We start from the raw sequence: 21342 nt of genomic DNA on the forward strand, positions 1-21342 counted from the left end.
CCTCCGGAGGCCGACGCCGTGGTGCGGCGCGGGGTGGTGCGGCCAGTGGTGGCGATCCTGTTCCGGGCGGCGGACTGCGGGGCGGCGCGTTCCGGTGGTCAGGGCCGGCCCGGGCCGGCAAGGGTTTTCGGCGACGGGCCGACGGGTGGAAATTGTGGACACGGCGAAAAGCGCCGGGGTCGCCGCTGTTATCTCAGCGTGACCCCGGCGCGTCCGTTCGTGACCTGACCGCCGGTCAGCGGTTCTTCCACGCCTCCACGACCGAGACCGGGATGCGACCGCGCTCGGAAATCTCGTGGCCGTTCTTGGTCGCCCATTCCCGGATGGCGCGGTTCTGCTCGCGATCCATTCCCGAGACCCCGGCGCGAGCCGGGCGGCGAGCCGGGCGACCGGCCTCGACCGCACCTCGCCCCATTCGACGGCCAGCGGCGATGTAGGCGTCGAGCGCCTTGCGCAGCACCCCCACGTTCTCGTCGGAGAGATCGATGGTGTACGCCGCCCCGTCCAGGCTGAACTCGACGGTCCGATCGGCCTTTCCGCCGTCGAGGTCGTCGGTCAGAACGGTGATTACTTTCCTTGCCATCGCCATTACTCCCTGTGTTGAGCGGGGTGTGCTAAGAGTTTGACGTATCTGACGGCAAATCCGCAACAATACGCCTCTCTTTCATTTGGCGGGTCGGGTCAATCCTGGGAAATTCGGGTCCGGCCAATGCTGGCGGGTGGCGGCGGCACGGGCGGGATGTGTCCTGGGTCACACCGAGGAACACGGGGAACGGTTTGTGACTTGAGTGAGACACGCTCAACCTCAACGCGATGGCAGGTGTCCGATGGCAACCCTTCCGGTACTTCCGCTGACCGACGTCGTCCTGCTTCCCGGCATGGTCATCCCGGTGACCCTCGACCCGACCACCCAGGCGGCGATCGACGCCGCCCGGGCCAGCGGCGACAAGAGCCTGCTCGCCGTGCCCCGCATCGACGGCGAGTACGGCCCCGTGGGCACGATCGCCACCATCGAGAAGGTGGGCCGGCTCCCCGACGGTGAACCCGCCGCCGTGGTGCGCGGCCTGGCCCGCGCCCGGATCGGCTCCGGGGTCCCCGGGCCCGGCGCCGCCCTCTGGGTGGAGGCCACCCGACTCGACGAACCCGCCCCCGCCGGTCGCGCCCGCGACCTGGCCCGGGAATACCGCGCCCTGATGACCTCGGTCCTGCAGCAGCGGGGCGCCTGGCAGGTCATCGACGCGATGGAGCGGATGACCGACCTGTCCGAACTGGCCGACGCGGCGGGTTACGCGCCCTGGCTCAGCCTGGCACAGAAGACCGAACTGCTCGCCGCGGCGGACGTCACCGCCCGGCTGGACCTGCTCGTCGGCTGGGTGAAGGAGCACCTGGCCGAGCAGGAGGTCACCGAGCAGATCACCAGCGACGTCCGGGAGGGGCTGGAGAAATCCCAGCGGGAGTTCCTGCTCCGCCAGCAGCTCGCCGCGATCCGCAAGGAACTGGGCGAGGACGAGCCGGACGGCTCCGCCGACTACCGGGCCCGGGTCGAGACCGCCGACCTGCCGGAGACGGTCCGCGAGGCGGCGCTGCGCGAGGTCGGCAAGCTGGAACGGGCCAGCGACGCCTCCCCGGAGGCGGGCTGGATCAGGACCTGGCTGGACACGGTGCTGGAGATGCCGTGGAGCACGCGTACCGAGGACAACACCGACCTGGCGGCGGCCCGGGCGGTGCTCGACGCCGACCACGCCGGCCTGGCCGACGTGAAGGACCGCATCCTGGAACACCTCGCGGTGCGCAACCGCCGCGCCGAGCGCAACCTCGGGGTGGTCGGCGGGCGCGGTTCCGGCGCGGTGCTGGCCCTCGCCGGCCCGCCCGGTGTCGGCAAGACCAGCCTCGGCGAGTCGGTGGCCCGTGCCCTGGGCCGCAACTTCGTCCGGGTCTCCCTCGGCGGCGTCCGCGACGAGGCCGAGATCCGTGGCCACCGGCGCACCTACGTCGGGGCGTTGCCCGGCCGGATCGTCCGCGCGCTGCGCGAGGCCGGCTCGATGAACCCGGTGGTGCTCCTCGACGAGGTCGACAAGCTGGCCGTCGGGTACGCCGGGGACCCGGCCGCCGCCCTGCTGGAGGTGCTCGACCCGGCACAGAACCACACCTTCCGGGACCACTACCTGGAGGTCGACCTCGACCTGTCCGACGTGCTCTTCCTGGCCACCGCCAACGTGGTGGAGGCCGTTCCCGGCCCGCTGCTGGACCGGATGGAGCTGGTCACTCTGGACGGGTACACCGAGGACGAGAAGGTCGCCATCGCCCGCGACCACCTGCTGCCCCGGCAGCTCCAGCGGGCCGGGCTGACCACCGATGAGGTCACCGTGGCCGACGAGGCGCTCGCCCGGATCGCGGGGGAGCACACCCGGGAGGCCGGCGTCCGGCAGCTCGAACGGGCCCTGGCCAAGATCCTGCGCAAGGTCGCCGTCGCCCTGGCAACCGACCCGGCACCGGTCGAGGTGGACACCGGCAACCTGGCCCGCTACCTGGGCCGGCCGAAGTTCACCCCGGAGTCGGCGGAGCGGACGGCGGTGCCCGGCGTCGCCACCGGGCTGGCGGTCACCGGCGCGGGTGGTGACGTGCTCTTCATCGAGGCCACCAGCATGGCGGGTGAGCCCGGGTTGACCCTGACCGGGCAGCTCGGCGACGTGATGAAGGAGTCTGCGCACATCGCGTGGTCCTACCTGCGGGCCAACGGGCGGCGGTACGGCCTCGACCCGAACGTCCTCGCCGGAGGCCGGATCCACCTGCACGTGCCGGCGGGTGCGGTGCCCAAGGACGGCCCGAGCGCCGGCATCACCATGGTCACCGCGCTGGCCTCCCTGGTGACCGGCCGGCCGGTACGCCCCGAGTTCGGGATGACCGGTGAGGTGACGCTCTCCGGGCGGGTGCTGCCCATCGGCGGGGTGAAGCAGAAACTGCTCGCCGCGCACCGGGCCGGCCTGACCGAGGTGATCATCCCGGCCCGCAACGAGCCGGACCTCGACGACCTGCCCACCGAGGTCCGCGAGGCGCTGACCGTGCACACCCTGGCCGACGTCGCCGACGTGCTCGCCCTGGCGTTGCGGCCGGCCGAGATCGACGCGGAGGTACTCGGCGGTCGGCCGGTCGGCGCCGCCTGACCGGCCCCGTCCGGCGGCTCCCACAACGCGGCCGCCCGCTAGGTCGGTGACCACACGTGCACCCCGGCCACCGCGGCCCCCGACGTCCCACCGGGCGTCGGGGGCCGGCCGGGGCCGTAGCCTGACCCTTCCCCTTCCCGCATCCGCCACCGAACGGTGGCACCCCCCGGAGGCGACCGCCCATGAACGTGTTCCTGTGGATCCTGCAGATCCTGCTCGCCGCGCTCTTCGCCGGCGCGGGACTGACCAAGCTCACCCAGCCCAAGGAGAAGCTGCGCGACCGGATGGGCTGGGTGGAGAACGTCCCGCTCACCCAGGTCAAGGCGCTCGGCGCGGTCGAGGTGCTGGCCGCGCTCGGGCTGGTCCTGCCCGGCCTCACCGGCATCGCCACGGTGCTCACCCCGCTGGCCGCCGTCGGGCTGGTGATCGTGATGCTCGGCGCGGTCGTCGTGCACGCCCGGGCCAAGGAACGCCCCGGCACCGCGATGACCGTGGTGCTGCTGATCCTGGCGGCGATCGTCGCCTGGGGCCGCTTCGGGCCGTACCCGCTCTGAGCAACGCGACCGGCCCGCGCCCCCGTCCGGGGGTGCGGGCCGGTGTCGCGTGTCGGGTCAGTTCCCCTCGCCGCCGCGGTCGCGCCGCACGGTCGCCTTACGACCCTTGATGGTGCTGTTACGCAGCCCCGCGATCACCTCGTCGGCGACGCCCAGCGGCACCTCCACCAGGGAGAACCGGTCGGCGATCTCGATCGAGCCGATGTCCCGGCCGCTCACCCGGGTCTCGCCGGTGATCGCACCGACCAGGTCCTGCGGGCGGACCCCGGCGCGGCGACCCAGGCCGATGAAGACCTGCGCGGTGCCGCCCGTGCGCGGCCGGCTGCCACCGCCGCGCCGGTCCCCGCCCCGGCCCTCGAACCCGGGTCGGGACTCCCGGGGCGCGCGGACCGCCACCTGCGGGATCTCCTCCTCGTCGTCGGAGCCGGGCAGGGCCGCCTCGTGGGCCAGCTTGACGGCTGCCAGCGCCACCTCCATCAGGTCGAACTCGTCCGACAGGGACTCGACGATCACCCGGAACGGGTCCAGGTCGTCCTCCAGCAGGCTCTCCCGCAGCGCCGCCTGGGTCAGCGCCATCCGTCGGGTCCGCAGGTCGGCCACCGTGGGAATCTTGTCGATGTCGATCCGCTGACCGGTGACCCGCTCGATGGTCTTGAGCATCCGGTGCTCCCGGGGCTCGGCGAGGGTGATCGCCACCCCCTCCCGACCGGCCCGACCCACCCGGCCGATCCGGTGCACGTACGACTCCGGAGCCGACGGCACGTCGTAGTTGACCACGTGGGTGAGCTGCTCGACGTCCAGCCCGCGGGCCGCCACGTCGGTGGCCACCAGCAGGTCGGCGGTGCCGGCGCGCAGCCGCCCCATCACCCGGTCCCGCTGCTCCTGGCTCATCCCGCCGTGCAGCGCCTCGGCCCGGTAGCCACGCCCGTTCATCGTCTCGGTGAGCCGGTCCACCTCCTCCCGGCTGCGGCAGAACACGATCGCCGCCGTCGGGGACTCCACGTCCAGCACCCGACCCAGCACCGCCGGCTTGTGCGCCCGGGTGACGATGTACGCGCTCTGCCGGACCCGGGGCGCCTCCCCGGCCACCGGCTGCTCCCGCCCGATCTGGATCCGCTCCGGGTCGGTCAGGTGCTTGCGGGCCAGGCCGTCGATCCGGGCCGGCATGGTCGCCGAGAAGAGCACCGTCTGACGCTCGGCGGGCGCGTGCTCCAGGATCGCCTCGATGTCCTCGGCGAAGCCCATGTCGAGCATCTCGTCGGCCTCGTCCAGCACCACCGTGGCCAGCGAACCCAGCCGCAGGGTGCCCCGGGCGATGTGGTCCAGCGCCCGGCCCGGGGTCGCCACCACCACGTCCACGCCCAGGTCCAGGGCGCGCAGTTGGCGGCCGATCGGCTGGCCGCCGTAGATCGGCAGCACCCGGGCACCGAGATCCTTGCCGTACCGGTGGAACGCCTCAGAGACCTGCACGGCCAGTTCCCGGGTGGGTACCAGCACCAGCGACACCGGGTCACCGCCACGGCGGTCGTCCGGCATCCGCTGCAACAGGGGCAGGGCGAACGCGGCGGTCTTGCCCGTACCGGTCGCCGCCTGCCCGAGCAGGTCCCGGCCGGCCAGCAGCAGCGGGATCGCCTCCCGTTGGATCGGGGTGGGCTCCTCGTAGCCGAGCGCGGAGAGGGCGCCTAACAGCTCGGCGCGCAGCCCGAGATCGACGAAGGCGGGCCCGCCGTCGGAATCGTCGGGAGCGGAGAGGTCGGTCGGTGTAGGTGCGGAACTCATGGGGCAAAGTTTTCCATCACCCCCGTCGGGCCGCTGCGCCGACCGGCACAACCGTGCCGGTCGGCACAACGGCGGCGGACCCGTTCAGGCCACGGGGTGCAGGGCAGGGCACCCCGATGACGAGGTCGCGTACGCCGTACGCCCTCGCCACCACCCGACGGCGGTCCGCAGGCGCGGCGCGGCGCGACCGACCGTGCCGGGGCGGCCCGGACCGCCCGGGAGGCCGGCTGGCTCCCGGCGTCTGCCGGATAGCCTGACGGGTGTGCGCACGGTCGAGCTGCTCTGCTGCCCGGTGCTGGAGGAGACGGTCCGCGCCGCCTGGGACAGGTTGGCCGGGGCGGGGCTGCCCAGCCTGGCCCGGCACGGTCATCCGACGAACCGGCCGCACCTGACCCTGGCCGCCGTCGAGGCATTCCCGCCCGGCGCGGTCGACCGGATCGCCGGGCGCTTCGACGCCGCGCTGCCCCTGCCGGTCCGGCTGGAGCGGGTGACGGTGCTCGACGGCAGCGCGCCGCTGGTCTGGTTGGTCCGGCCCACGCCGGAGCTGACCGCCCTGCACGGGGCCGTCTGGGCGGCGCTCGACGACGCGGGCGGCCAGCGGCCCTGGCACGCCCCGGGCCGCTGGGTCCCGCACCTGAGCCTCGCGCTGCGCTTCCGGGACCACGACCGGCGGCGGGCCCGCGCGGTGGTCGGCGGCGACCGGCCGGAGGGTCGGTTCGTGGCGGCGCGCAGTTACGACGGCGACACCCGGACGGTCCACCCGGTGGGTGGTGACTTCCCGGCAGACTGATGCTGGTCTATGGTGGGCGGAGCGCTCCCGTCGACGGTCCCCCGACCGCCCGGCGGATGCCCGCTGCGCTGGGCCGGTCGGGTGGTCACTGTCATCACCACCGGAAGAGGCCCCATGCCCCACCAATTCCGACGGCGTCCCCTCGCGTTCACGGCCGCCGCCCTGCTCGCCCTCGGTGGGCTCGCGGCAGTGCCGCAGCTCGCCTCCGCCGCCCCCGATCCCGGCTCACCGGTCAAGGTCAACCAGGTCGCCTACGTGCCGGGGCTGCCCAAGCAGGCCACCGTCGTGAACTCCGCGAACGCCCCGATCGGCTGGACGTTGCGCAACGCCGCCGGTGCCACGGTGGCGTCCGGGCAGACCACGGTACGGGGAGCCGACACGCTCTCCGGCGACTCCGTGCACATCGCGGACTTCTCCGCCTATGACACCCCGGGCACGGGCTACGTGCTGTCGGTCGGCGGGAGCAACAGCTACCCGTTCGACATCTCCGCCGACCCGGTGCGCCGGCTGCGCGGTGACTCGCTGGCGTTCTTCTACCACCAGCGCAGCGGCACCCCGATCGACGCCCAGTACGTCGGTTCCCGCTACGCCCGCCCGGCCGGGCACGTCAACGTCGCCCCGAACCGGGGTGACAACAACGTGCCATGCCGCACCTCCTGCGGTTACACGCTGGACGTGCGCGGCGGCTGGTACGACGCCGGTGACCAGGGCAAGTACGTGGTCAACGGCGGCCTAGCCACCTGGCAGCTGCAGAACATCTACGAGCGCACGCTGTACGTGACCGGGGCCGACCGTTCCGCCGTCGCCGACGGCACGCTGGCCATCCCCGAGCGCGCCAACGGGGTGCCGGACGTGCTCGACGAGGCCCGCTGGGAGCTGGAGTTCCTGCTCAAGATGCAGGTGCCGGCCGGCCGGACCAACGCCGGCATGGTGCACCACAAGATCCACGACCAGAACTGGACCGCGCTGCCCACCCGTCCCGAGCTGGACAGCGAGCCCCGGCTGCTCTCCCCGGTGAGCACCGCCGCCACCCTCAACATGGCGGCGGTGGCCGCCCAGGCGTCCCGGCTGTGGAAGCCGTTCGACGCCTCCTTCGCCTCCCGGGCCCTGGCTGCCGCCGAGAAGGCGTACGCCGCGGCGAAGGCCAACCCGAACCGGCTCGCCCCCGCCACCGACAACACCGGCGGCGGCGCGTACGAGGACAACACCGTCAGCGACGAGTTCTACTGGGCGGCGGCCGAGCTGTACGCCACCACCGGCTCGACGGGCTACCGCAACGACCTGAGCGGCTCCCCGCACGCCCGGGGCGCCGGCTTCACCCGGGGCGCGTACGACTGGAGCTGGACGGCCGGGCTGGGTGACACCACCCTCGTGCTGGTGCCGACCGGCCTGGCCAGCGGCGACGTGAGCGCGATCCGGTCGGCGATCGTCGGCTTCGCCGACCGGATGCTCGCCCAGACCGCCAACCAGGGCTACCCGGCCCCGGGCAGCGGCAACGGCACGTACTACTGGGGTTCCAACGGCGCGGTCGCCAACAACGCCAACGTGCTCGCCATGGCGTTCGACCTGACCGGCACGGCGCGGTACCGCAACGGGGCCTACGCCGCCTACGACTACCTGCTCGGCCGCAACCCGCTCAACCAGTCCTACGTGGCCGGCTACGGGGACAAGCCGGTGCGCAACCTGCACCACCGGTTCTGGGCCAACCAGAACGACGGTTCGCTGCCCACCGCGCCGCCCGGTTCGCTCTCCGGCGGCCCGAACAGCGAGTTGCAGGACCCGGTCGTGCAGGCCCAGCTCGCCGGCTGCAAGCCGCAGAAGTGCTTCATCGACGACATCGGGGCGTACTCGGTCAACGAGGTGGCGATCAACTGGAACTCGGCGATGGCCTGGTTGGTGCACTGGGCGGCCGAGCAGGCCGGCACCGGCACCGGGCCGGACCCGACGCCGACCCCCACGGTGACGCCGCCGCCGACCACCACGCCGCCCCCGCCGACCACCACGCCGCCCCCGCCCACCACCACGCCGCCGCCAGCCGGCGGGTGCGCGGTGACGTACTCGGCGAACAGCTGGAGCACCGGGTTCACCGGCAGCGTCACGGTGGCCAACACCAGCGCCGCCGCCTGGTCGTCGTGGCGGTTGACCTTCCGGTTCACCGGCAACCAGCAGATCAGCCAGGGCTGGTCGGGCCGGTTCAGCCAGAGCGGCAGCGAGGTGACGGTGACCAACGAGAGCTACAACGGCGCGGTCGCCCCGAACGGCTCGGTCAACCTCGGATTCAACGCCACCTACAGCGGCGCGAACCCGACCCCGACCGGGTTCGCCGTGAACGGGACGGCCTGCACGCTGCGCTGATCTCCCCGACCACCCGGGGCCGCCCGCTCCACACCGGCGGGCGGCCCCGGGGTGGTCGCCGGTGGCGTCGGGCCGCCCGTCGTCACCGACGGGCGGCCCGACGCGTCAGCGGTGGCACCGCAGGGGGTCGAAGACGGCGGTGACCGCCGGATCGACGCCGCCGTGTGCCACCAGCCCGATCCGGGGGGTGGTGTCGGCGGGGAAGGTCCCCACCCCACCCCGGGCCCAGTTCCGGCCGTCGGAGCCAGCAGCAGTACGGCGGCGAGCACGCCGCCGCGGCGGAGGGAGTTCATCGGACCTGCCTCGGTGGTGTCGGTGGGGCGGTGAGTGTGGGAGTCCGTGCTGCAACGGTGCATACGACGTGGTGAAGATGGCGCGGCGGCCCGCTTCCCGATCCACCCGTCGCCCTTAGGGGGTCCTGGGGCAAATGCTCGTTCTTTACCGGTTCACAGCGTTTACGGTGCCTTCAGGTTCATCCGCACCGTGGCGTACCGGGAGAGGACTGACCATGCGCGTGCCCAGCCGAAGCCCCGGCCCCCAGCCCGGCGTCACCCCGCCCGCCCCGGCTCGGCGGACGCCCGTCCCGACGCGTGCCCTCCGGCCGGCCGCCCCCGACCTCGACGCCTACCGGGAAGCGGTCGCGGAGTTGCTGGTCGAGGTGGGCGCGCTGGCCGGCACCGCCGCCACCGCCGCCCGTCAGGTGCTGCTCGACCAGCGGCTGCACGAACCGGCCATCGCCGACGTGCTCGACGCCACCGACCAGGGCGTGCTCGGCGCCCGGGAGACCCTGCTGCTGGAGTTGGCCCGGCACCAGCCCGACGACCGCACCTCGGCCGCCGACCTGACCGCGCTGGTCCGGATCTACCTGCTCTCCCGCATCGACCTCGTGTGGTGGCGGGACGCCCCGCTCCTGCGCACCGACGAACAGGTCGACACGCACCCCGACCTGATCGACCTGGAGTGGCTGCGCCGTCGCGGGCTGCTCGGCTTCCGCTACCGGGAGCAGCCGGCGGGCGCCCTCGGCCGCGGCGTCCACGCCGTGCGCCGCCGGTTGCTGCCGGAGGCCACCCCCCGCACCACCGGGGTGCCGTTCCGGCGGACCCGCCGGGAGATCGTCGCGCTCCTCAACGACCTGGCCCGGGAGTTCGCCCGGTCCGCCCCGCCGGGCACCCCGCCGCTGTGGGTGACCAGCCTGGCCCACAGCGCCGAACACCAGTACCGGTTGCGTCGGCTCGGGTACCCGGCCATGCTCCCCAGCGGCCACTGCCTCGGCTGGGCGGTGGACCTGGAACTGGCCTGGTACGCCCGGTTCGGCGCGCGGGACGTGCTGGCCGAGATCCTGCTGGCCCGGCAGGCCGCCGGTGAACTGAACGTCATCGACGAGGGGCCGGCCTGGCACGTCTGCCTGGCCCCCGCCGCCCAGGCCCGGCTGCGCTCGGCGTACGAGGCCGAGATGGGGGTCTGACGGCCGGACGTACCGCCCCACCACGCCGGACGGCCGGATCGTCGGGTCGCCGGTCAGCCGACCACCAGCAGGGCGAGCACCGCGGCGACCGTGGCGAGCACCGCGACCACCGCGCTGGTCGCCACGAACCGGCCCCACGGCACGGTCACCCCGGCGGCCCGGCACCGCTCGAACCACAGCAGGGTCGCCAGCGACGCCCACGGCACCGCCAGCGGGCCGACGTTGGTGCCGATCAGCAGCGCCAGCAGCCGGGTCTCGTCGCCGGGCGGGAGCACCGCCTCCCCGGCCAGGTAGGCGGGCAGGTTGTTGACCAGGTTGGCCAGGAACGCGCCGGTGCCACCGGCCCGCAGCGCCCCCACCGTGCCACCGGCGTCCCCGAGCAGCACCGACACCAGGTCGTCCAGCCCGTGCCGGCCGAGGGTCTGCACCACCAGGAACAGGCCGGTCACGAAGACCAGCAGCCGCCAGGGCAGCAGTGCCGGGCGCAGGGTACGTCGGGACCGGACCAGGAAGCCGAGCACCACCAGGCCGGCGGCGACGGCGGCGGCGACGCCGATCTCCACCCCGGCCAGGATGCCGCCGACGAGCAGCAGGCAGCCGGCGACCGCCGTGCCGAACAGCAGCCGGTCCGCCGGCCGGTACGGTGGGGGAGGGGTGAACCGCTCGGCGTCGCGTCGACCCCGCCGCCAGTACCAGAGCCACAGCCCCGCCATGGTCACCCCGATCGCCGCGACCTGCGGCAGCGCCATCCTGGCCGCGTACGCCGCCGGGGCCAGGGCGATCCGGTCGGCGGCGAGCAGGTTGGTCAGGTTCGACACCGGCAGCAGCAGGCTGGCGGTGTTGGCCAGCCAGACCGTGGTCATCGCCAGCGGCCCCGGGGCGACACCCAGCTTGCGGGCCAGCGCGATCATCACCGGGGTGAGCAGGACCGCGGTGGTGTCCAGGTTGAGGGCGATGGTGGTGAGCGAGGCGAACCCGACGCAGAGCAGGAACAGGGCGGCGAAGCTGCCCCGGGCGACGATCGCCAGCCGGGTGGCCAGCACGTCGAACACGCCGGCGACGGCGGTCAACTCGGCGAGCACCACCACCGCGCCGAGGAAGAGCAGCAGCGGCAGGACGCGGTGCAGCGTCGCTGCGGCGTCGGCCCGGGGGAGCAGCCCGGTGACCACCGCGCCGAGGCCCAGCAGGGCCAGTCCGATCGCCACCCGGTCCAGCGGGTGCAGCCTCGGACGGCGGGGGCGGTCGGTCGGGACGGGCGGTGTCCCGCCGGCAGGTGTCACGGCGCACGATCCTCGCACAGCCGGCCCAGGTCCGACGCCGGTCCGCCGGAACTGCCCACCCGCCGCTCCCGGCGACCCGCGCACTCTCCGGCGAGCCGCACCCTCCGGCGAGCCGCGCACCCTCCGGTGACCCGCACCCCCGGGCGGTTCCGCGCCGGTCCGCCGGGAGCGCCCGCACGCCGACCGCACCGCCGGTGCCGCCGACGGCCAACGGTCACGGTGGACATCCCGCCATGCCTGCCCTAGCGTTCAGGAGATATGCGCAGGATGCTGCTGGGGGCCGGACTGGCCCTGTTGCTCGTCACCACCGGCTGTGCCGAGGGGAACCCGACCGGCTCGGCCCCCACCGGCCCGACCTCGACCGACCGGGGCGCCGCGAGCCCGCCGGTCGCCTCCCGACAGGACCCGGAGCAGGCCCGGCGGACGCTGGACAGCCTGCGCAAGGTCGACGACCTGCCGCTCTACGAGATGACCTACGTCGGCGGGTACGACCCGACGGTGGGCACCGACGCCCGGCCGGAGACCGGCCCGTTCGGTTGCTCCCTCTTCGCCGCCTCCGGCGACCCGGCCCGGCCGCTGTTCGCCCGCAACTTCGACTGGGACGCCAACCCGGCGATGGTGCTGCGCACCGACCCGCCCGAGGGCTACGCCTCGGTCTCCCTGGTCGACCTCTCCTATCTCGGGGTGGGCCCGGACCCGACCGGGGACCGTCGGTTGCTCGACGCGCCGCTGCTGCCTTTCGACGGGATGAACGAGCGGGGGCTGGCCGTCGGGCTGGCCGCCGACGACAACGCGACGGCCGAGCCGGTGCCGGGGCGGCCCACCGTCGGGTCGGTGCGCATTCTGCGGCTGGTGCTGGACCGGGCGGCCACGGTGGACGAGGCGGTGGCGCTATTCGGCCGGCACAACCTCGACTTCGACGGCGGGCCGCCGCTGCACTACCTGCTCGCCGACGCGGGCGGCCGGTCGGCGGTGGTCGAGTTCGTCGACGGGACGATGCGGGTGCAGCGGACGCAGGGGCGGTGGCAGGCGCTGACCAATGTGCCGGTGGTCGACGTACCGGAGCAGCAGCGTCGCCGTGACCACCGCTACGGCGTCCTCGCGGCGGCGCTGGACCGGGCCGACGGCCGGGTCGAACCGGCGGCGGCATTGCGCCTGCTGGACCAGGTCCGGCAGGGGCACACCCGCTGGTCGGTGACGTACGGCCTGCGAGACGGTGAGGTCCGGCTGGTCACCGTGGCCGGCGGTGGCCAGGAGCGCCGTTACCAGTTGCCGATCCGCTGACCCCTTCACCCACGGCGTCTCCGGGCCACGAACGGCCCGGCCCCAGGGGGCCGGGCCGTTCGTCGTCGGTGGGTCGGGTTACCAGCTGAGGTAGCCGGCCTGGGTCTGCACGTTCAGCTCGGGGACCCGGACCAGATCGGCCGTCCAGGTCCGCCAGTCGTTGAGCTTGAGCACGTCCAGGCCCTTCTGGATGTCGCTGGAGTAGATGTGCCCGTTGTAGTAGTAGGTCGACCAGGCGCCACCGGTGGTGAGCTGGGTGTCCGACAGCGGCCCCCGCTCCCAGAAGCCGATCTCCTTCGGGCGGGTCGAGTCGGTGAAGTCCCAGACCGAGACCCCGCCCTGGTACCACGCCTGCACCATGACGTCCTTGCCGAGGACCGGGATCAGCGAGCCGTTGTGGGCCACGCAGTTCTCGGTGTCGGCGTTGGTGCGGGGAATCTTGAAGTAGCTGCGGAAGACCATTGCCCGGGCGTCACCACGGCCGGTGATGTCGTAGATGGCGTCCGCGCCCCGCTGCGGGCCGACGATCTCGTTGCAGGTGGCCGCGCCGCCGCCGCCGAGTTCGTCGGTGAAGACCACCTTGGTCCCGGCGTTGTTGAACGTCGCCGAGTGCCAGAACGCGAAGTTGACCGTGTCCCGGACCCGGTTGATCACCCGGGGCGCCTCGCGGTTGCGGATGTCCAGCAGGACGCCGTCGCCCATGCAGGCACCGGCGGCCAGGTCCTTGGCCGGGTAGGCGGTGATGTCGTGGCAACCGGAGGTGGCCGAGGTCTGACCGGGGATGCCCTCGTAGCCACCGTCCGGGAAGAGGTTCGGGGTGGCCACCACGGCCGCCTCGGTCGGCTTCTTCACCGGGACCTTGACGATCGAGATCGAGTCGTGCGGCGGCTGGCAGTCGGGGAAGTCCGCCCGGGGGCTGTACGACGACACGTACAGGTAGACGGTCTTGCGGTCCTTGCCCGGGACGAGGGTGTGGGTGTGTGAACCGCAGGCGGTCTCCACCGACTTGATGTAACGCGGAGCGGCCTTGTCACTGATGTCGAAGACCTTGATGCCCTCCCAGGACTCCTTCACCGTCGCCGGCTGCGCGACGCTGTTGCAGGAGTCGTCGGTGCGGGACGAGTCGGTGGAGAGGAAGAGCAGGTTGCCGTAGACCGAGATGTCGTTCTGCGAGCCGGCGCAGAGCACCTGCGACACGATCTTGGGGGCGCTGGGGCGGCCGATGTCGTAGATGACGAAGCCGTTGTAGTTGCCGACGAAGGCGTACCGGTCCTGGAAGGCCATGTCGGTGCCGAGCGCGCTGGTGGTGTCGAACGGGGCCTGCTTGGGCAGGTTGGCCACCTGGCGCAGGTTGGGGCTGCTGGAGATCTCGTCGACGGCGAGGCCCGGGGCCGCCGGGGTCACGCCCTCCGTCGCGGTGGCCGGTGCGGCGTTGCTCGCCGGGCTGGTGGCGACGCTCGCCACCAGCAGACCGGCGGCGACCACGCTGACGATCTTCAGCTGCCGTCGTCGGGGCAGGGAGAACCTGATCATCGGCGGAACCCTTCGAAAGGGGACGATGCGTATCAGACACCTTACCGGCCAGTGATGACAGTTGATGTGATCTGGGTCACATCAATCCGCCTTGGTGAATGGATACGATCGCGACGACCTCGATCGGAGGGGGAGTCGCATGACCGGCCGCCGTGGACGGACCCTGCTCGCCGTCACAGTCGCCGCCGTCGTCCTGCTGGCGGTCGTGCTGGCCCTGCGCCCCGACGGCGGGTCGACCCCGGCAGCCGCAGGCCGCACGGCCGCGCCGACTCCGACCCTCCCGGCGGACGCCCCTGCGGTGATCGTGCCCGGCCGGCCGGGGGAGCCCGCCGCGACCCGGCCCGCGCAGGACGTCCGCGACACCGGCGCCCCTCGCTACAACACCCTCGACGTCTGGTTCGTGCGGATGATGATCCCGCACCACCAACAGGCCCTCCAGTTGGCCGCGCTCGCCCCCGACCGGGCCGTCAGCGCCCAGGTCAAGGCGATCGCCGCCCGGATCCGGGGTGCGCAGGGACCCGAGGTCGGGCTGCTGCGCGGCTGGCTCGACGCCCGTGGCCTGGCCGCCGAGGAACCCGGCCACGATCACGGCCGGATGCCGGGCATGCAGTCCCCCGAGGCGGTCCGGCAGCTCACCGCCGCCCGGGGCGTCGCCTTCGACCGGCTCTTCGTCCAGCTGATGACCGCCCACCACGAGGGCGCGGTGACGATGGCCACCCAGCTACTCTCCGCCGGTGTCGACCAGCAGCTCAACGAGTTCGCCAACGCGGTGGCGACCGAGCAGACCGTGGAGATCGCCCGGCTGCGCGAGCTGGTCTGAGCCCTGTTCGGCCGGCAGGCCCGCATCGACGCCGAACGGGGCACTACGCTCGGTCACCGTGAGCCGTACCCTCTTCGGTCGCCCGCTGCGCGGCGTCGCCTTCGACGTCTGCGTCAGCGCGCTGGTGGTGCTCTTCACCCTGGTCACAGCGGCGTCCCAGCCCGGGATGTCAGCCCAGCCCGGTGGCTGGTGGGCCGCCCTGGTCGGCCTGGGCATGGCGGTGGCCCTGCTGTTCCGGCGCGGCCACCCGTCGCTGGTCGCGACGGTGGTCGCCGTGCTGGCGTTGACCCAGGTGGTCGCGGGCTGGGGTCCGCTGGCCTACGACGTCGCCGTGCTGATCGCCCTCTACAGCGTGGTCAAGTACGCCGACCGGCTGCGCGACGGCATGGTGGCCGGTGCCGTCGCCGCCGTCGGCGTGCTGCTGGCCGCCTCGCAGGCCCAGTCCAACGTCGCCTGGTGGGCCACCGCGATCTACTTCGGGCTGATCACCGGCGGGGTGTGGCTGGCCGCGCTGAACGTTCGTACCCGCCGGCTCTACGTGCTCAGCCTGGAGGAACGGGCCGCCACCCTGGAACGTGAGCGGGAGGCCGAGGCCCGCGCGGCGGTGGTCGGCGAACGGGCCCGGATCGCCCGCGAGCTGCACGACGTGGTGGCGCACAGCATGGCGGTGATGATCGTGCAGGCCGACGGGGCCCGGCTGCTGTTCGACCGGGACCCGGAGACCGCCCGGCACGCGGTGAAGGTCGTGGCCGACACCGGCCGGCAGGCCCTGGAGGAGATGCGTCGGCTGGTCGACGTGTTGCGCGAGCCCAGCCCGCCGGAGCCGACCACCGGTGCCGGTGCGACCACCCCCAACACCGACCCGGAACGCCGCCGGGCCACCGTCGCCGAGCTGCCCGCGCTGGTGGGCCGGTTCCGCGACGCCGGCCTGCGGGTCCGGTACCGGGCCGAGGACGTGCCGGCCACCCTGCCACCCGGGCTCGACCTGACCGTCTACCGGGTGGTGCAGGAGGCCCTCACCAACGCCCTCAAGCACGCCGGGGTCGGCGCGGACGTCACGGTGGCGCTCGGCGTCGACGACGACCTGGTGGTCCGGGTGAGCGACGACGGGCGCGGACGCCCGCCGGCCCGGCCGGCGCCCTCCGGCGGCCACGGCCTGGTCGGGATGCGCGAGCGGGTCGGCGTGTACGACGGCCGACTCACCGCCGGCCCCCGTACCGGTGGTGGGTGGCAGGTCGAGGTGCGGCTGCCGCTACCGTCGACCCCGGACCCGGAGGTGATCGCGGTATGACGGTGCGAGTGGTGATCGTGGACGACCAGGCGCTGGTGCGGGCCGGCTTCCGGATGGTGCTCGACTCCCAACCCGACCTGGCGGTCGTCGGTGAGGCGATCGACGGGGCGGACGCGCTGCGGGTGCTGGCCCGGGTCGAGGCCGACGTGGTGGTGATGGACCTGCGGATGCCGACCATGGACGGGGTGGAGGCGACCCGCCGGATCTGCGCCGCCTCCACCGACGGTCGGCCCCGGGTGCTGGTGCTCACCACCTTCGACACGGAGGCGGACGCGTTCGCCGCCCTGCGGGCCGGGGCCAGCGGTTTCCTGCTCAAGAACGTGCCCCCGGAGGAGCTGCTGGCGGCCATCCGGGTGGTCGCCGAGGGCGACTCGGTGGTCGCCCCGTCGATCACCCGCCGGCTGCTGGACCGGTTCGCCGACCGGCTCGGCCCCGCCCCCGCCGAGGACCCGCGACTGGCCCAGCTCACCGACCGGGAACGGGAGATCCTGCTGCTGGTCGCCCAGGGGCTGGCCAACGCCGAGATCGCCGCCCGGGTGCACGTCGCCGAGGCGACCGTGAAGACCCACGTCGGCCGGATCCTGGCCAAGCTCCAGCTCCGCGACCGGGTCCAGGTGGTGGTCCTGGCGTACGAGAGCGGCCTGGTCACCCCGGGCGGCTGAGCCGGGGTACGACCTGGGTCGTACGGGTTGCCCCGGTGGGGGACGACCTGCGGGGGAGTCGACCCGAGCGGCCGGGTGGACGCCGGCCGGTCTTGCGCTGCCTAGCGTCGGTGGGGACCCTGCACCACGCCGACCGGGAGTCTCCATGTCCGTCCCCAGCACCGTCCGTCCGGCCGCCGGCCGCCCCGCGCCAGTCCCACCCACCGCCGATGTGCACCGGCCCGGCCGGCCCGCTACCGGCCGCCGCACGCCCGTCCGGCCCGCTGCGTTCGCTCCTGTCCGGCCCGTGGTGCCAGTGCCCGTCGGGCCTGCGGTGCCAGCGTCCGTCCGGTCCGCAGTGCCAGTGCCCGTCGGGCCCGTGGTGCCAGTGTCCGGCCGGCCCGCCGGGTTCGCGACCGTCGCCCTCGACCGGCGGTGACCGGGATGTGGCGGCTGACCCTGCGCACGTTGCGCGCCGACGCGGTGCGCCTGCTGCTGTCCTCGCTGGCGATCGTGCTCGGCGTCGCCTTCGTCGCCGGCACGCTGATGCTCACCGACGGGATGCGGGCCGGGGCGTACGAACGGGCCGGTGCCTTCGACCGGCACACCGACCTCGGTGTCTACGCCGGGGGGAGCGCCCTGTCCCCGGCCCTGGTCGACCGGGTCCGTGCGGTCGACGGGGTGGCCGCCGCCGCCGGTGAGCTGACCGCCTCCGCCGGGGTGGTCGGTGCCGACGGCCGCCGGGTGCTCGGCTTCGCGGTCCTCGCCGCCATCCCCACCGAACCGGCGCTGCGCTCGTACGATGTGGTGGCCGGCCGACTGCCCGACCGCCCCGGTGAGGTGGCCCTCGACGCGCCGACGGCCACGCGGGAGGGCTTCGCCCTCGGCACCCCGGTCTCCGTCGGCGGATCCACCGGCCCGGCCCGGCCGTACACCCTGGTCGGCACGGTGGACGTGGCCGACACCACGCGGGACGTCGGTGGCCCGTTCATCGGCCTGGTCGGCGCGGACGCCCTGGCGGTCAGCGGGGAACGGGGCTATGGCCGGATCATGGTGGCCGCCGAGCCGGGCACGTCCGCGTCGGCGTTGGCCGCGCGGGTGGCCGGGGCGGTCGGCGGGGAGGACGCCACGGTGAAGTCGCGGCAGCAGATCCTGGACGAGGCCGTCGACGACGCGGTCCGCGACCTGGACCAGTTCGGCATGGTGCTGCTCACCTTCGCCGGGGTGGCGGTGGTGGTGGCCGGGTTCGTCATCGCCAACACCTTCGCCATCGTGCTCGCCCAGCGGGCCCGGCGGACGGCCCTGTTGCGCCTGGTGGGGGCCCGCCGGAGCCAGGTCTTCCGGGCCGCCCTGGGGGAGTCGGCGACGCTCGGCCTGGTCGGCTCGGCCCTCGGGGTGGCGCTCGGCGTCGGTCTGGCCGCCGGGGCGACGGCCCTGGCCCCGCGCCTCGACCTGCCGATCTCCGGCGACCTCAGGCTGACCGCCCGGACCGTGCTGCTCAGCCTGCTGCTCGGCACCGTGGTCACCGTCGGGTCCGCACTGGTGCCGGCGTGGCAGGGCACCCGGGTGCCGCCGATCGCCGCGCTCACCGATGCCGCCGGACAGCCGGCCCGGGGTGCCGGGCGGGTCCGGCTGGCGCTCGGCGCGCTGGTCGGTGCCGTCGGTGTCGGTGCGCTGGCCGGGGCCGCCGCCGTCGGCCAGATCGCCCTGGTCGCCCTGGGCGGGGTGCTCGCCTTCTTCGGCATCGTGCTGTTCGGTCCGGTGCTGGTGCCACGGCTGGTCCGGGTGCTCGGTCGACCGTTGCGACCGTTGCTCGGGGCCACCGCCACGCTCGCCGTCGCCAACGCGGCCCGCAACCCCCGGCGGGTGTCCGCGACCGCCACCGCCCTGGTGATCGGCATCGGGTTGGTCTCGGCGTTCGTGGTCGGTGCCGGCAGTATCAAGGTGGGCATCGAGCGGGCGGTGGACGCTCGGATCGGCGTCGACTACCTGGTCACCGGCATCGGTGATGACCTGCCCGACCGGGTCGCCACCGAGTTGGCCGCGCGCCCGGAACTGGGCGTGGTGCACGAGCAGCGCGGCCGGGTCGTCGACGGGGTGGCGCTACGCTCCGCGCATCCGGCGCTGGTGCGTCGTACCCTCACCGGGGTCGACGCCGGGGACGTCGCCGACCTGGGGCCGGGCGCGGTGCTGGTGCACCGGGAGTTGGCCGCCGCGCGGGGCTGGCGGGTGGGGTCGACGGTCACCGTGGCGGGGCGTCCGTTCCGGGTGGCCGCCGTGGTCACCGCCGAGGTGGTCGGGCCGAGCCCGGTCGGCGTTGCCGAAGGGCACGTCGTCGAGCTGACCGACACCGACTTCACCGCGCTCTTTCCCGCCGAACGCGGCTACCTGGCCGAGGTGGAGCCGGCCGACGGGGTGTCCGCCGTGCAGGCCCGCGCCGCCGTCGAGGCGGTGGTGGCCCGGTATCCGACCGTGAACCTGCTGGACCAGGCGGCCTACAAGAGGATGCTCACCGGCACGGTGGACATGCTGCTGGCCTTCGTCACCGCGCTGCTCGGCCTGGCGGTGGTGATCGCCCTGGTCGGTGTCGCGAACACGCTCAGCCTCTCGGTGGTGGAACGCACCCGGGAGAACGCGGTGCTGCGCGCCCTGGGCCTGTCCCGGGGTCGGATGCGGGCGCTGCTGGCCGTCGAGGCGGTGCTGACCGCAGTGGTCGGCGCGCTGCTCGGCATCGCACTGGGCGTCGGGGTCAGCGCCGGGGCGGTGGCCTTCGTCGCCCGGGTGGGCGGGGACTTCACGTTGGTGCTGCCCTGGGGACGGCTGGGGCTGATCCTGGCCGTGGCGGTGCTCGCCGCGCTGGCCGCCTCGGTGTTGCCGGCCCGCCGGGCGCTGGCCGGTCCGGTGGTGACGGCGCTCGGCGCGGACTGACCCCGCCCGCCGGCTCGGTGCCGCCGTCCGGCCGCCCTGGTGCCGGCCGGTGGCCGCTACGGCCCGAGCGGCGTCGCGTGATCGGCGGGGTGCCCCCCGACGGGCGGGTCGGCGTCGCTCGGGTGCGGCGGGACCTGCGGTCAGAGCCGTTCCACCATCTCGCCCCGGCACCGGTCCCGGGTGTCGAAGACGTACCGGGCGTGCCGGGTGACCAGGTCGTAGTCGAAGCTGTCGTGGTCGGTCACCAGGACCACCGCGTCGGCCGCGGCGATCTCCCGCTCGGTCAGGTCGACCACCACCACCCCGCCCGGGATGTGCTGCGGCTCCGCGTACGGCTCCACCGCGTGCACGTCCGCGCCGAGCGCCTGCAACCGCCGGGCCACGTCCACCGCGGGCGAGTCGCGCATGTCGCCGGTGTTCTTCTTGTACGCCAGCCCGAGCAGCAGCAGCCGTGCCCCGTTGACCGGCCGGCCGATCCGGTTCAACCCGGCCATCACCCGCTGGGCCACGTGCTCGGGCATCTGGTGGTTGATGTCGTCGGCCAGCTCGATGAACCGGAACGGTCGGCCCAGGGTGCGTTTGACCTGCCAGGACAGGTAGCACGGGTCGATCGGCAGGCAGTGCCCGCCGACCCCCGGCCCGGGGCGGAACGGCATGAAACCGAACGGCTTGGACGAGGCGGCCTCGATGGCCTGCCAGGCGTCGATGCCCAACTGGTGGGAGGCCATCGCCAGCTCGTTGATCAGCGCGATGTTGACCTGCCGGAAGGTGTTCTCGATCAGCTTGGTCAGCTCGGCGACCCGGGTGGAGTCCACCGGGACGGTCCGCTCGACCAGCCGCCGGTAGAAGCCGTCCACCCGGGCCAGCGACGCCGCGTCCACCCCGGACACCACCTTCGGGGTGTTCTCCAACCGCCAGGTGGGGTTGCCCGGGTCGATCCGTTCCGGGCTGTAGCCGAGGTGGAAGTCGCCCGGACTGCGCAGTCCGCTCGCCGCCTCCAGCAGCGGGCGGAGCAGGTCCTCGGTGGTCCCCGGGTAGGTGGTCGACTCCAGCACCACCGTGCACCCCTGCCGGACGTACGGGCCGACGGCGGTGCCGGCCTGCTCGACGTAGCTCAGATCGGGCGCCCCGTCGCGCAGCGGGGTGGGCACGGTGATCACGCAGATGTCGAAACCCTCGGCGTCCGGATACTCGGTACTCGGCCGGTACCGGCCGCTGGCCAGGGCGCGGCCGAGCCGGTCGGCCGGAATGTCCTCGACGAAGGACTCGCCGGAGGCGAGCCGCTTGACCCGGTCGGCGTCGACGTCGAGTCCGACCACGTCCAGTCCGGCTTCGACGGCGCGCATGGCCAGCGGCAGTCCGACATATCCCTGACCGATGACGACGAGCTTTTCTGCGTTCACCCGGGCTCCCTGCAAGCGTGTCCTTGCAGGGAGCCTAGATGGCGATATGGCGATC

At 73.7% G+C, this 21342-nt stretch carries 15 protein-coding genes; 10 read left to right on the top strand and 5 right to left on the bottom strand.

Going from position 1 to position 21342, the window contains the following annotated elements:
* Positions 1-235: 235 nt before the first annotated feature.
* Positions 236-583 (bottom strand): histone-like nucleoid-structuring protein Lsr2, encoded by a 348-nt coding sequence (locus GA0070216_RS25640; protein WP_091251399.1) that lies wholly within the window; start codon positions 581-583, stop codon positions 236-238.
* A gap of 244 nt (positions 584-827) precedes the next feature.
* Here GA0070216_RS25640 and lon point away from each other — a divergent pair, with 244 nt between their 5' ends.
* Both lon and GA0070216_RS25650 read left to right on the top strand, forming a co-directional pair.
* Positions 828-3164: an endopeptidase La gene (lon, locus tag GA0070216_RS25645; RefSeq protein ID WP_091251275.1), complete on the top strand. Its 2337-nt coding sequence runs from the start codon at positions 828-830 to the stop codon at positions 3162-3164.
* A 182-nt stretch (positions 3165-3346) separates the two neighbouring features.
* Positions 3347-3718 (top strand): DoxX family protein, encoded by a 372-nt coding sequence (locus GA0070216_RS25650; RefSeq protein WP_091251277.1) that lies wholly within the window; start codon positions 3347-3349, stop codon positions 3716-3718.
* Between the two features lie 57 nt (positions 3719-3775).
* On the opposite strand, the gene GA0070216_RS25655 is transcribed toward GA0070216_RS25650, so the two are convergent.
* Positions 3776-5497, bottom strand: a complete 1722-nt coding sequence (locus GA0070216_RS25655; protein WP_091251279.1) for a DEAD/DEAH box helicase — start codon at positions 5495-5497, stop codon at positions 3776-3778.
* A 262-nt stretch (positions 5498-5759) separates the two neighbouring features.
* On the opposite strand from GA0070216_RS25655, the gene GA0070216_RS25660 reads away from it, so the two are divergent.
* From GA0070216_RS25660 to GA0070216_RS25675, 3 genes are all read left to right on the top strand, one after another.
* Positions 5760-6287, top strand: coding sequence for a 2'-5' RNA ligase family protein (locus GA0070216_RS25660; RefSeq protein WP_091251282.1), 528 nt, complete (start codon positions 5760-5762; stop codon positions 6285-6287).
* A 114-nt stretch (positions 6288-6401) separates the two neighbouring features.
* A complete protein-coding gene (locus GA0070216_RS25665) occupies positions 6402-8642 on the top strand; it encodes a glycoside hydrolase family 9 protein (RefSeq protein ID WP_091251284.1) in 2241 nt (746 codons plus the stop codon).
* Between the two features lie 508 nt (positions 8643-9150).
* Positions 9151-10107 (top strand): hypothetical protein, encoded by a 957-nt coding sequence (locus GA0070216_RS25675; RefSeq protein WP_091251289.1) that lies wholly within the window; start codon positions 9151-9153, stop codon positions 10105-10107.
* 53 nt (positions 10108-10160) lie between these two features.
* Here GA0070216_RS25675 and GA0070216_RS25680 read toward each other — a convergent pair whose 3' ends face one another.
* Positions 10161-11387, bottom strand: a complete 1227-nt coding sequence (locus GA0070216_RS25680; protein ID WP_245722723.1) for an SLC13 family permease — start codon at positions 11385-11387, stop codon at positions 10161-10163.
* A 267-nt stretch (positions 11388-11654) separates the two neighbouring features.
* Here GA0070216_RS25680 and GA0070216_RS25685 point away from each other — a divergent pair, with 267 nt between their 5' ends.
* The gene (locus GA0070216_RS25685; RefSeq protein WP_245722724.1) at positions 11655-12671 is read left to right on the top strand and encodes a linear amide C-N hydrolase; all 1017 of its coding nucleotides are present in this window, start codon (positions 11655-11657) and stop codon (positions 12669-12671) included.
* A 78-nt stretch (positions 12672-12749) separates the two neighbouring features.
* On the opposite strand, the gene GA0070216_RS25690 is transcribed toward GA0070216_RS25685, so the two are convergent.
* On the bottom strand, positions 12750-14204 hold the full coding sequence (locus GA0070216_RS25690; protein ID WP_091251294.1) for an LVIVD repeat-containing protein: 1455 nt from the start codon (positions 14202-14204) through the stop codon (positions 12750-12752).
* Positions 14205-14343: 139 nt separating this feature from the next.
* Here GA0070216_RS25690 and GA0070216_RS25695 point away from each other — a divergent pair, with 139 nt between their 5' ends.
* From GA0070216_RS25695 to GA0070216_RS25710, 4 genes are all read left to right on the top strand, one after another.
* Entirely contained in the window at positions 14344-15024 is a 681-nt protein-coding gene (locus tag GA0070216_RS25695; protein WP_091251297.1) for a DUF305 domain-containing protein, read from the top strand.
* Positions 15025-15082: 58 nt separating this feature from the next.
* Positions 15083-16315: a sensor histidine kinase gene (locus GA0070216_RS25700; protein ID WP_091251300.1), complete on the top strand. Its 1233-nt coding sequence runs from the start codon at positions 15083-15085 to the stop codon at positions 16313-16315.
* Positions 16312-16977 (top strand): response regulator, encoded by a 666-nt coding sequence (locus GA0070216_RS25705; RefSeq protein ID WP_091251302.1) that lies wholly within the window; start codon positions 16312-16314, stop codon positions 16975-16977. The genes GA0070216_RS25700 and GA0070216_RS25705 overlap by 4 nt, the downstream gene beginning before the upstream one ends.
* A 423-nt stretch (positions 16978-17400) precedes the next feature.
* Complete coding sequence (locus GA0070216_RS25710) at positions 17401-19884, top strand: ABC transporter permease (RefSeq protein WP_091251402.1); 2484 nt, start codon at positions 17401-17403, stop codon at positions 19882-19884.
* Between the two features lie 140 nt (positions 19885-20024).
* Here GA0070216_RS25710 and GA0070216_RS25715 read toward each other — a convergent pair whose 3' ends face one another.
* Positions 20025-21287, bottom strand: coding sequence for a nucleotide sugar dehydrogenase (locus GA0070216_RS25715; protein ID WP_091251305.1), 1263 nt, complete (start codon positions 21285-21287; stop codon positions 20025-20027).
* Positions 21288-21342 lie beyond the last annotated feature (55 nt).

Origin of the sequence: Micromonospora matsumotoense (genome assembly GCF_900091525.1) — a bacterium.
Classification (GTDB): domain Bacteria; phylum Actinomycetota; class Actinomycetes; order Mycobacteriales; family Micromonosporaceae; genus Micromonospora; species Micromonospora matsumotoensis.

Bases quoted from the DNA above. Each gene is read 5' to 3' on its own strand.
- GA0070216_RS25665 (WP_091251284.1), top strand. From the start codon at position 6,402: ATGCCCCACCAATTCCGACGGCGTCCCCTCGCGTTCACGGCCGCCGCC.
- GA0070216_RS25690 (WP_091251294.1), bottom strand. From the start codon at position 14,204: ATGATCAGGTTCTCCCTGCCCCGACGACGGCAGCTGAAGATCGTCAGC.
- GA0070216_RS25650 (WP_091251277.1), top strand. From the start codon at position 3,347: ATGAACGTGTTCCTGTGGATCCTGCAGATCCTGCTCGCCGCGCTCTTC.
- GA0070216_RS25685 (WP_245722724.1), top strand. From the start codon at position 11,655: ATGCTGCTGGGGGCCGGACTGGCCCTGTTGCTCGTCACCACCGGCTGT.
- GA0070216_RS25655 (WP_091251279.1), bottom strand. From the start codon at position 5,497: ATGAGTTCCGCACCTACACCGACCGACCTCTCCGCTCCCGACGATTCC.
- GA0070216_RS25675 (WP_091251289.1), top strand. From the start codon at position 9,151: ATGCGCGTGCCCAGCCGAAGCCCCGGCCCCCAGCCCGGCGTCACCCCG.
- GA0070216_RS25705 (WP_091251302.1), top strand. From the start codon at position 16,312: ATGACGGTGCGAGTGGTGATCGTGGACGACCAGGCGCTGGTGCGGGCC.
- GA0070216_RS25640 (WP_091251399.1), bottom strand. From the start codon at position 583: ATGGCAAGGAAAGTAATCACCGTTCTGACCGACGACCTCGACGGCGGA.
- lon (WP_091251275.1), top strand. From the start codon at position 828: ATGGCAACCCTTCCGGTACTTCCGCTGACCGACGTCGTCCTGCTTCCC.
- GA0070216_RS25695 (WP_091251297.1), top strand. From the start codon at position 14,344: ATGACCGGCCGCCGTGGACGGACCCTGCTCGCCGTCACAGTCGCCGCC.
- GA0070216_RS25710 (WP_091251402.1), top strand. From the start codon at position 17,401: ATGTGGCGGCTGACCCTGCGCACGTTGCGCGCCGACGCGGTGCGCCTG.